At 45.1% G+C, this 11484-nt stretch carries 10 protein-coding genes and 1 rRNA gene; 6 read left to right on the forward strand and 5 right to left on the reverse strand.

All coding sequences use genetic code 11. The annotated features are described in order from the left end of the window. Positions 1-96 precede the first annotated feature (96 nt). The 4 genes from mdtD to dinB all read left to right on the forward strand — a co-directional run bounded on the left by mdtD (position 97) and on the right by dinB (position 4480). Entirely contained in the window at positions 97-1488 is a 1392-nt protein-coding gene (mdtD, locus tag F891_RS14205; protein WP_005263996.1) for a multidrug transporter subunit MdtD, read from the forward strand. Between the two features lie 66 nt (positions 1489-1554). Then, on the forward strand, positions 1555-2334 hold the full coding sequence (locus tag F891_RS14210) for a glycoside hydrolase family 25 protein (RefSeq protein ID WP_005263998.1): 780 nt from the start codon (positions 1555-1557) through the stop codon (positions 2332-2334). 53 nt (positions 2335-2387) lie between these two features. Next, positions 2388-3404: an MBL fold metallo-hydrolase gene (locus F891_RS14215; protein WP_005264008.1), complete on the forward strand. Its 1017-nt coding sequence runs from the start codon at positions 2388-2390 to the stop codon at positions 3402-3404. A gap of 20 nt (positions 3405-3424) precedes the next feature. Then, positions 3425-4480 carry a DNA polymerase IV gene (dinB, locus tag F891_RS14220; protein ID WP_005264009.1) on the forward strand — a complete coding sequence of 352 codons (1056 nt, stop codon included), beginning with the start codon at positions 3425-3427 and terminating at the stop codon, positions 4478-4480. A gap of 78 nt (positions 4481-4558) precedes the next feature. Here the strand turns inward: dinB and F891_RS18455 are convergent, their stop codons facing one another. Continuing rightward, positions 4559-4687, reverse strand: coding sequence for a hypothetical protein (locus F891_RS18455; RefSeq protein WP_005264010.1), 129 nt, complete (start codon positions 4685-4687; stop codon positions 4559-4561). A 15-nt stretch (positions 4688-4702) separates the two neighbouring features. On the opposite strand from F891_RS18455, the gene shiA reads away from it, so the two are divergent. Together shiA and F891_RS14230 are read left to right on the forward strand one after the other, a co-directional pair. Then, positions 4703-6013 (forward strand): shikimate transporter, encoded by a 1311-nt coding sequence (gene shiA / locus F891_RS14225; protein ID WP_005264011.1) that lies wholly within the window; start codon positions 4703-4705, stop codon positions 6011-6013. Beyond that, entirely contained in the window at positions 6003-6359 is a 357-nt protein-coding gene (locus tag F891_RS14230; protein WP_005101539.1) for a RidA family protein, read from the forward strand. Before shiA ends, F891_RS14230 begins: the two co-directional genes overlap by 11 nt. 54 nt (positions 6360-6413) lie before the next feature. Here the strand turns inward: F891_RS14230 and F891_RS14235 are convergent, their stop codons facing one another. The 4 genes from F891_RS14235 to rrf form a co-directional block, all read right to left on the reverse strand. After that, the gene (locus F891_RS14235; protein WP_004732580.1) at positions 6414-6962 is read right to left on the reverse strand and encodes a DUF2726 domain-containing protein; all 549 of its coding nucleotides are present in this window, start codon (positions 6960-6962) and stop codon (positions 6414-6416) included. Positions 6963-7360: 398 nt separating this feature from the next. Then, positions 7361-9769, reverse strand: coding sequence for a YgiQ family radical SAM protein (locus F891_RS14240; protein WP_005264012.1), 2409 nt, complete (start codon positions 9767-9769; stop codon positions 7361-7363). A 222-nt stretch (positions 9770-9991) separates the two neighbouring features. Next, positions 9992-11185, reverse strand: a complete 1194-nt coding sequence (locus F891_RS14245) for an MFS transporter (protein WP_005264013.1) — start codon at positions 11183-11185, stop codon at positions 9992-9994. A gap of 154 nt (positions 11186-11339) precedes the next feature. Beyond that, positions 11340-11454 (reverse strand): 5S ribosomal RNA (rrf, locus tag F891_RS14250). Between the last annotated feature and the right edge of the window lie 30 nt (positions 11455-11484).

An 11484-nucleotide genomic window follows, 5' to 3' on the forward strand; every position in this document is an offset into this window, starting at 1 on the left:
CCTTGACACAACACCGCATAAAAGTTGAAACGCTTTATATACGACAGACTCGGCTGATTCCTTTAAACTATTCAAAATTTTCAGTTTTCCAGAATTATGAATGCCACGCCTACGCATCAAGCCTTAGATCCTGAGTTCAGACTGCTGGTCTTGTTGGTCTCGATTGGCTTTTTTATGCAGGGGCTGGATACCACCATTATTAATACGGCCCTACCTGCAATTGCCCAAAATTTGCAGGAAGATCCGCTACGCATGCACAGTGTGGTCGTGGCGTATGTGCTGTCTGTAGCGGCCTGCATTCCCTTAAGTGGCTGGCTGGCAGACCGGTTCGGGGTCAGAAATACCTATTTTGCTGCAATTATTATTTTCTCTTTGGCCTCTTTGGGCTGTGCCTGGTCAAGTAACCTGAATGAATTATTGGTGTACCGGATCTTTCAAGGGATAGGGGGTGCATTATTGCTGCCAGTCGGCCGTTTGGCGATGCTAAAGATCATTCCCCGTACCCAGTTTCTGGCCGCCATGAGCCTGATGAGTCTGGCCGGTCTGATTGGTCCATTGATTGGCCCGACCCTAGGTGGTTGGATGGTAGAATACCTGTCCTGGCACTGGATTTTCCTGATCAATTTACCGATTGGCTTACTGGGCGCGCTGATTACCTTTAAGGCCATGCCGAATGTACTTGAACCTACAGTCGCCCGCTTTGATTATTGGGGCTTTATCTTGCTGGTCGTGGCCATGGTGGGCCTCTGTCTGGGAATTGAAAATTTTGCCAGTCCACAAAACTCGCTGTGGTGGAGCCTGAGCCTAATTTTGGTCGGTTTATTGGCCACCCTGATTTATGCCTATCATTCGCATACGCATAGCAATGCCCTGTTTCGCAGCCGGCTGTTTAAAAATAAAATTTATGCGATTGGTATTTTGGGTAATTTTTTTGCCCGTCTCGGCGGCAACTCAATTCCGTTTTTACTGCCGCTGATGTTGCAGGTGGCTTTCGGTTTCGAACCCTTTATTACCGGTTTATTGATGATTCCGACTGTGCTCGGTTCGCTGGCCTCCAAACCGATTATCCGCAACATCATTCAGCGTTTTGGCTATCGCCGGGTATTACTGGTCAATACTTTGCTGGTGGGTCTGTGTATTGCCAGTTTTGCCCTGACCACGGCGGAAACTCCGATCTGGCTCCGTGCGATTCATTTCTTCATCTTCGGCATTTTAAATTCACTGCAATTCGTGTCGATGAATACCCTGACCTTAAAGGACTTAAGCCAGCAGGATGCCAGTAGCGGCAACAGTTTCCTGTCGATGATCATGATGCTATCGATGAGTATCGGGGTGGCGCTGGCAGGAACATTGGTAAACATGCTGAGTGCCTATTACGGCGCCAACAATCTGGTGGCTGCTTTTCATGTGTCACTGATCTGTTTAGGCTGTATCAATATTATCGCGGCCTATATTTTCTGGCATATTCCTAAAAATACCCCGGTCTGATGCGATCTATTCACTTCGGGCTGATTGTAAGTTTTAGGCTAAATCACATATAGGCAAGGACTGGAAATGCAAAAAAATCAGGCTCCGAACAGAGCTAATAAATCGCTCTTGATTGGGCTGGGCATTCTGATCACTGTGATCGCTAGCGCCATGATCTATCTATGCCTGATGAAAGCACCCTCTGCCCATGCAGCTGATTATCCGATCCAGGGTTTTGATGTATCGCACCATCAGAAAGAGATTCAGTGGCAGCAGATTTCGCCTGAAAAATACCGTTTTGTTTATCTGAAAGCCACTGAAGGCGGCGACTTTAAAGATACCCGTTTTCAGGAAAATTGGTTGAAAGCACGTGAACGCGGCTTTTTGGTCGGTGCCTATCATTTTTACCGGCTCTGCCGCGATGGCAGCATTCAAGCCCAGAATTTTATTGACTCCGTACCCAATAAACCGGATGCCTTACCGCCAGTAATTGATCTGGAATATGACAGCAAATGCATCAATACCTATTCTAAAGAGCAGCTTTTAAACGAAATTCAGGTGATGCACGATGCCCTGAAAAAGCATTATGGCAAGCAGCCGATTTTCTATATTTCTAAAGCTTTTTATAATATTGTACTGGCAGGACACTTTCCTAACGTACCACTCTGGGTACGTGAATACAAAGGTCTGCCTGATTTAAAAGATCAGCCTAAATGGACGTTTTGGCAACATACCAGTCAGGGGAAAATTCCCGGTATTACCACACCGGTAGACCTGAATGTTTTTTATGGCTCAGAACAGCAATGGCTGGATTTTCTCAAAAAGAATGCGATTGTAGTACCTTCATCTGAGAATAAAGCGAAATAAAGCTGATCGCCTGAAAACAAGTTCTTTATAAAAACAACAAGGAAATAAAAAGATTGAAATGGATAAAAGGCATTTTACTCGGTCTGGTGATTCTACTCCTACTCATCGCGGGTATGCTGGCTTATCTGTTGCAAGCTTCGGGCAAGGTTAGTGACTTTAAAGCGTGGCAGCCGAAAACCGGTACATCCGTTCACGGTCTCACCGTTAAATTTTTTGGTGTGTCCACCCTGTTACTCGATGATGGCCACGATCAGGTCCTAATCGATGGTTTCTTTAGCCGGCCATCTTTGTGGCAAGTACTTAGCCGCCCTATTCAAAGTGACAGGCTACTCCTTGAACAACTGGTGCAACACCATGAATTGAGCCGGACCCAAGTCATTCTGGTCACTCACTCGCATTATGACCATGTGCTAGATGTACCGGCCTTACTGGAAATGCTTCCCGAAACCGTTGTCATCGGTTCGCCGAGCACCCTAAATATCGCTAGGGCAAACCCTAAAGTTACTCCACAGCAATTACAGCCGATTAAGCCTGGGCAAGTACAGCAATGGGGGCATTTCCAGATCACTGCAATTCCCTCACAACATACACCGCCCACAGCGGTAAATGATGATTTAGGCGAAGAGCTGCTGCAGCCTTTCACCCTTCCGGCTAAATTTTCCGAATTTAAGGAAGGTGGCAGTTTCGACTACCTGATTGAGCATGCAGGACATAAAATTCTGGTCAAGGCCAGTACCGGATTTATCCCGGATCAATTTAAAAACCTACAGGTCGATACTTTATTTTTAGGCATTGCCCAGCTTTCCAGACAATCTTCTGCCTATCAGCAACAATATCTAGCTGAAACCCTGAACATGCTCAAGCCCAAAGTGGTGATTCCAATGCATTGGGATGATTTTTTTCAGCCTTTAAACCAGCCGCTGCAATTTTTACCTCGTCTTGCCGATGACACCCCAAAAAGTTTGCAACTTCTGATTCAGGCTGCCGAGACACAAGGGACCAAAGTCGTTCTACTCAGCGGACCGCAACCCTATTTACTCAACTCAGCCGTCGCTTCCCAATCCGATTAAAGCCCCTTAAGATAGCGGATATGCGCAAAATTATTCATATTGATATGGATGCGTTTTATGCCTCGGTAGAGCTGCGTGAACGTCCAGAACTGAAAGACTTACCTGTGGTGATAGCCTCGCATCATCCTCGGGCGGTGGTCGCGGCTGCCTCCTATCCGGCACGGTTTTATGGCCTGCGTTCTGCCATGTCCATGGGGCAGGCGCGCAAACTGTGTCCTCAAGTTATCGTGATTGAGCCAGATTTTGCCAAATACCGGCAGGTATCGGCACAGATTCATCAGATCTTCCAACAATATACTTCCCTGATTGAACCACTGTCTCTGGATGAAGCCTTTCTGGATGTCACAGAAAATTTAAAACAAATCCCCAGTGCCACCGAAGTTGCCATGCGAATTCGCGAGGATATTTTTCAAGCCACCGGATTGATTGCTTCTGCTGGAGTAGCACCCAACAAGTTTCTCGCTAAAATTGCTTCGGACTGGCACAAACCGAATGGGATCTGTGTGATTAAGCCCTCACAGGTGCAGCGTTTTATTCAGAATCTGCCGCTGAAGAAAATTCCCGGGGTGGGTAAAGTCACGCAGGAAAAACTAAAAAGCCTGAATCTAGAAACTTTAGGCGATTTACAGCAAATTGATGAAGCCTTACTGATTCAACATTTTGGCAAATATGGACGGCGGCTATTTTTATATGCTCAAGGCATTGATGAACGGCCGGTCGAAGTGGAACGGGAACGTCAGCAAATTTCCAAAGAAACCACTTTTGATGATGACCTACATCTAAACCAATGTCGCCCCTATTGGGAACCTTTACTTGGACAGGTATGGCAAAGCCTGCAAAAGAAACAGCTTTCGGCTCGCGGCGTTACGGTCAAATTAAAACTCAAGAATTTTCAGGTGATGCAACACAGTAAAAGTTTTAAACAGGTGCTGCGTAGTCCACAGGAATTAGCCCAAGCCTTGGACTTACTGCTCGATGAGCTGCATATTGCCCCGCAGATGCAATTCCGGCTGATCGGCGTCGGCGTGTATCAGCTCAGCGTCCCCGAGACTGAAACCCAGTTATTGCTGCTCTAAACCTTTTTTGATCACGTTTTAGGCATTGGTTTAAAAATACGGCAACTTTGTTTTTACATTTTGATTTTTTAGAGTACTCTATCTGCGCAATGCATTATCCATGTATGTGCTGAGATGCTGAAAATCACCTTTACTTTCAGCATGATGTCCTGTGATTAGCGTGACGATCAAATCCGAATATTGCAGGGCAACTCTGATGTAACTCATGGAATCCCCTCCTGCATGTCTTCTGTAAATTCTTCTGTTGTTCAAGAACAACGCGCACGTAAAGCTGCGCTGTCTAGTTTTGTTGGTGCTGTTGTCGATTGGTATGATTTTCTCCTTTATGGCATTGTTGCAGCCTTAATTTTTAAAGATCAGTTTTTCCCCAGTATTGGCGAGAACATGGGTACCCTTGCGGCTCTGGCCACCTTTGGGGTCGGCTTCCTGTTTCGTCCTTTAGGTGGTGTGGTATTTGGTCACTTTGGTGACAAGCTCGGCCGTAAAAAAATGCTGGTACTTACGGTAATCCTGATGGGAATTTCCACGGTCGGGATTGGTCTGCTGCCAAATTTTGAAGCAATTGGCTGGTGGGCTCCGGTGCTGTTGGTGTTTTGCCGTGCCTTGCAAGGCTTTGCCGTGGGTGGTGAATGGGGCGGCGCAGCTCTGATGGCAGTTGAAAATGCACCCAAGGGTAAAAAAGCCTTTTATAGCAGCGGGGTTCAGGTCGGCTATGGTGTTGGCCTGGTATTGGCCACTGGTGCAGTCTCCATTATTATTGCGACCCTAGGCGAACAGGCTTTTGCGGACTGGGCATGGCGTATTCCCTTTCTGGCCAGCATCGTACTGTTAGCTGTAGCGATGTGGATCCGACGTGATCAGGATGAATCGCAAGAGTTTGTGGAAAAGGTGGTGAAAGCTGATCATCAACCAGAAAAACTGCCGATCTTGCAGGCGATCAGCAAACATCCAAAAGCTTTCTTTTATATTATTGCCTTACGTTTGACTGAATTGCTGACCATGTATCTGGTCACCAATTTCGCCCTGAACTATTCCACCAGCAACCTAGGCATGGACAAACAGTTCTTCCTGAATATCACGCTGATGGTCGGTGCCATCAGCTGTTTCAGTATTCCCTTCTTTGCCTGGCTGGCGGATAAATTCAATCATCAGAAAATGTGTGTCTGGGGTGGTTTGATTGGTGCGCTTTCGGCCTTTCCATTCTTTATGGCGCTCGATGCACAAAACACCTGGATGATTATTGTTGGCGCAATTTTACTGGCCAACGTTGCACACGATATGGTGGTTAGTGTCCATCAACCGATTTTCACCTCCCTGTTTGGCACAGAATACCGCTACAGCGGTGCCGGAGTTGGCTATCAGGTGGCGAGCATCATTGGGGGTGGTTTTACCCCATTTATTGCAGCGGCACTGGTGATTTGGGCAGATGGTTCATGGCATTATGTAGCCATCTATCTGGCGGTGGGTTGTCTGCTGACTGCATTGGTCGCAGCCCTGATGCCCAAAACTCAGGATGAACAACATGACAGTTGAACGTTTACACGTATCGAAACGCTTTTCGGAAATTGCCATTGCCGGTAATCTGGTGCATCTTGCCGGCCAGCTGGCCACAGATGTTGAACTGGATATTAAAGGGCAAACCCAACAGACTTTAGATATTATTGACCAGTTTCTGGCAGATGCCGGCACAGACAAAAGTCACATCATGTCGGTAACCATCTATTTGAAAGACATTGAAAAAGATTATGCAGCCTTCAATGAAGTCTGGGATGCCTGGGTCGCTGATATCGAAGCGCTGCCTCGTACCTGTGTAGAAGCAAAACTCTATGATCCACGGGTATTGGTCGAACTGACTGTCGTGGCGGTTAAACCGGAATAATGTTTCAAGATCGGTACTCATAAAAAAAGCATGCTTCTGGCATGCTTTTTTGTTTTAGCCCACAGCTTTGATTTTACTGCGCTCTAAATCCGAATATAAATAATATTTTTTCAGATCATTGCTAACTGTATATTTGGGCATTTTCTGCATTTGCGCTTGCTCCTGCAAGAAGTCCTGGCGCAACTGATAATATTCCGGCACATCATCGTAACGAATTACCCGATAACCTGCCATGGTTAGTAATGCATCCTGAAAACCCGTCTGCTGGGGACGCTTCAAAATTAATGGGTCATCTACTCCCACCACGGCTAGAATCTGGTGCTGCTGATCCAGAATTACAAAATCTGCAGTCAGGTTGCGGTACTTATGTCGAGTCCGGTTAAATTTAGTCGTCATTAAGGCATCATAGGAAACATGTGCCAAAATGATGTATTCAGGTAATACTTCCCTCAAACGGGTGAAGGTCAATTGCTCATTCAGGTTAAAAATAGCACGTTGCTTTAACGCACTGTCTTGTGGTTTGGAATTATTTCCGAGCTTTTTCCATGCCATGAGCACGACACAGAAGAGCAGGAAACTCCCAATCATAATATAGGTGGTCATGCCTAAATCCTTGAATTCTTATAATCATTTTTGTTTTATTGTTGTGCAGTATAAACCCACGCTTTATTTTAAATAGATATAACAACCAATCTGTTTAAATACCCATACAACTGGTATCAAAACTCGATTCTGTGTTACCTAAAGTGACATCTCTCTAGATGCCAATGAAAGTGGATTTAAAGTACTGATAATGCACTCTAAAACATCCATGGAATTGACCGCAATACATATCTGCCCAACTGTAGGACAATTCCGACAAAGTGTTATTTTTATATCACTTTTTTAAAGAATTTAATTCAAATAATATATTCTTTTACACTTTCAACTGACAAGCTCAGGCTACGTTACTTTACCCAAGAGCTAAAAAAAGACACCGAAGTGTCTTTTTATTAAATTAATTATGCACGTGATTTGGGCTTCGCTTTAGGCTTTGGCCCACCAAACGGTTTTTTGGCATCGCCTGTTTCACGTGGTGGCAAACCGGTGTGCTGGGTCAGAATTTGCCCACGTTCAGGACGTTTCTTGGTATTTGAAGGACGTGACTGAGCTTGTGCAGCCTTGCTACGATTCCCTTGCTCACCGGTACGTTTTTGCGAATCACCGGCAACCGTCGAGTTTTTCTTACGCGCCGATTGATACTGACCGTCTGCACTGCCTGCAGGCTGATAAGTCGGAATCAAATGCTGTTTCGAGTTACCAATCAAATCCTGACGGCCCATTTCTTTCAGGGCTTCACGCAATAACGGCCAGTTGTTTGAATCATGATAACGCAAGAAAGCTTTGTGCAGACGACGACGTTTCTCACCTTTCACAATGTCGACATTTTCAGTATAACGCGCCACTTTCGCCAGCGGGTTTTTACCAGTGTAGTACATGGTAGTTGCAGTCGCCATTGGTGAAGGATAGAAGGTCTGTACCTGATCGGCACGGAAACCATTCTTCTTCAACCAAATCGCCAAATTCATCATGTCGTAATCGGTAGTTCCCGGATGCGCCGCGATGAAGTAAGGAATCAAGTATTGTTCCTTACCGGCTTCTTTACTGTAACGATCAAACATTTGCTTGAAGCGGTCATAGGTACCAATACCCGGCTTCATCATTTTATTGAGTGGACCTTTCTCGGTATGTTCAGGCGCAATTTTTAAGTAACCACCGACATGATGGGTGACAAGTTCTTTGACATATTCAGGGTTTAAAACCGCAAGGTCATAACGTAGGCCTGAACCAATCAGAATTTTTTTAATGCCTGGTAAAGAACGTGCTTTACGATATAACTGCGTCAATGGCGCATGGTCGGTATGCAGGTTTTGGCACACGCCCGGGAATACACATGACGGTTTACGACAGTTCTTTTCAATCTCAGGATCTTTACATGCCAGACGGTACATATTGGCTGTTGGGCCACCCAGGTCCGAGATAATGCCAGTAAAGCCTGGAGCCGTATCACGGATTTTTTCCACTTCACGCAGAATCGATTCTTCAGAACGGTTCTGAATAATACGACCTTCGTGTTCTGTAATCGAACAGAAGGTACAGCCTCCGAAACAGCCACGCATGATATTCACAGAGAACTTGATCATGTCGAATGCCGGGAAACGTGCATTGCCATAAGCAGGGTGCGGCAGACGTGCATAAGGCAGGTCAAACACGTAATCCATTTCTTCGGTAGTCAACGGAATTGGCGGTGCATTCAACCAGACATCACGTTCACCATGCTTTTGTACCATAGCACGCGCATTTCCCGGATTGGTTTCCAGATGCAGAATACGGTTGGCATGTGCATAAAGCACTGGATCTGCAGCAACTTCTTCAAAAGCAGGCAAACGGATTACGGCCAATTCACGCGGCGGTAACTTATGTTTAATCGCTTTAGAAGCCGGTTGCAGTTGCACAATTTGCGTATCAGGATCTAGGTCATCCCCTGCTCGCACAATCGGATTGGCGACATGTTCTTTTTGGAAACCTTGATACTGGCTAGAATCCTTCCCTTGTTCAATCTCACAACCATCGATATCTTCAGTCATGACATACGGGTTAATAATTGGATCAACACGGCCAATCGCATCCACATCATTCGATGCAATTTCAACAAATTTGGCTTTAGAGGCACGGTTGTGTTTATTCACAATAAACGCTGTACCGCGAACATCAGTAATCTCGTGAATTTTCTCGCCACGCGCCAGACGATGCATAATTTCAGTGATTGAGCGTTCGCCATTACCGTACATCAAAAGATCGGCTTTTGAATCCATCAATACTGAACGACGGACTTTGTCTGACCAGTAATCATAATGCGCAATACGACGTAAGGATGCTTCAATACCGCCCAATAATACCGGTACATCCGGATAAGCTTCACGGACACGCTGGCAATACACGGTTGCCGCACGGTCTGGACGTTTGTTTGGCTGATTGTCTGGTGAATAGGCATCATCAGAACGGATTTTACGGTCAGCCGTATAACGGTTGATCATAGAATCCATATTCCCTGCTGTTACACCCCAAGCAATATTCGGTTTACCCAAAACGCGGAACGCATCCACGCTGGTCCAGTCTGGCTGTGCAATAATGCCGACACGGAAGCCTTGTGCTTCTAGCGTACGACCAATAATGCCTGAACAGAAAGACGGATGATCGATATAAGCATCACCACAAACTAAAATAAAATCACAGCTGTCCCAGCCGAGTTGATCCATTTCCTCGCGTGACATCGGCAAAAATGGCGCAGGGTCAAAACAAGACGCCCAATATTTGTCGTAATCAAACAACGCTTTTGGCGCAGTCTGCATGGTATAAGCAGTAGACATGGCTAGCAATTCTCGGCTGGCAGATGATAGGAGATCTAAAAATAAGATCAAAGATGAAAGCCGATTATTTTACCATGAATCGGCCCTAGCTTGCTTGATTATAATTTATACAAAATCAGAGACTAACTGAATCACGCTCTATTTGTCACTTGAATCTAAAGTTTAAATATTTCAAAAAAGAAATTGATTCTATTTATGAGGAGGAAAGCTTGGAAATAATCTCTAATTTGAACGGAGTTTTAAACTGAATGACAAACCCGTCAGTAATAACGCGGCAATAAACACAGTTAATCCTATCCAGCCATAATTTTCCCACACCAATCCGCTTGAGCTCCCCAACACACTTGAACCCAAGTAATAGCAAAATAAATACAGCGACGAACCGACTGCCCGATACTGTAACGACTGGATCGACACCCAGCTACTGGCGGTAGAATGGGCAGCGAAGAAAGAAAAAGTAAAAATCAGCAATCCGGTAAAAACAACAACCAACTGATTGATCAGCATCAGCGACAAGCCCACAAGCATCATCAGGATCATGGCTGCCAATATTCTAAATTTTCCGTAATGCCGCCCCCAATGTGCTGCTCGAGGGGAACTATAAATGCCGGCCAAATAAGTAATCGAAATCACACCAATCCAGACATGAGATAGCTCAAATGGCGCTTGGATCAAGCGATAACTCAGATAATTAAATACCGAGACAAAGCAGCCCATCAAGATAAAACCTTGCAGGAATAAAACCCGAAGTTTTGGATCAGCGAGATTGTGTCTAAATGAGTTTTTAAAACGATTCAGCTTGATTGGATAGGCTTTAAAATGTTGCGAAGCGGGTAAGAGGTAATAAAATAAGCCTGCAATACAGAGATTTAAAATACCAATCAACAAAGTAGCAGATTGCCAAGAGATAAAATCAACTAAAACTCCGGCAATTAAACGCCCTCCCATACCACCTATCGCTGTGCCAGAAATATATAAGCCCATGGCAAAACCGATATCTTTTTCTGCAATTTCTTCCCCGATATAAGTCATCGCGACTGCTGCGACACCACTGACTGTCAATCCAATCATTACTCGTGTGGTCAGAAACACGGACCAGATCGGCAATATTGCACTTAATAGTAATAATACTGAGACTGAAAATAGAGACCAGACCATAATCGGCTTACGACCGAATCGGTCTGATATTAGTCCAGTAAAAATCAGGCCAACTGCCAAGGCAATGGTAGAAAAAGATAAAGGGAAACTGCTTTGAGTCGGGCTGACCTGGAAATAATCAGCCAGAATCGGCATCATCGGCTGTACGCAATACAGTGATGAAAAAATGGCAAAGCCAGCAAGGAATAAGGAAAAAAGCACTGCTTTAAAAGCAGAAGAGCCATATTCAATATGGCTTGAAGATGAATTTGAGGACATATCCGCTCCATAGACCGGTTCAGTATACGCCTCTCAATTTTATTTTTATGTGATGTTTCAGTCGAAATAGCACATAAATAACATTTATTTGACTAAATTCCACGCATAAAAAAAATCCCCCTCTGCCTTGGCGGAGGGGGATTTTCGAATAATGAGCTGGCGATGACTTACTCTCACATGGGTAACCCCACACTACCATCAGCGCTAAGAGGTTTCACTTCTGAGTTCGGGAAGGGATCAGGTGGTTCACTCTTGCTATGGTCGCCAGCACAACTGTTTATGGACTTGTTCGGGTCTTA

The sequence above is a fragment of the Acinetobacter sp. CIP 101966 genome, from assembly GCF_000369725.1.
Classification (GTDB): Bacteria; Pseudomonadota; Gammaproteobacteria; order Pseudomonadales; family Moraxellaceae; genus Acinetobacter; species Acinetobacter lwoffii_Q.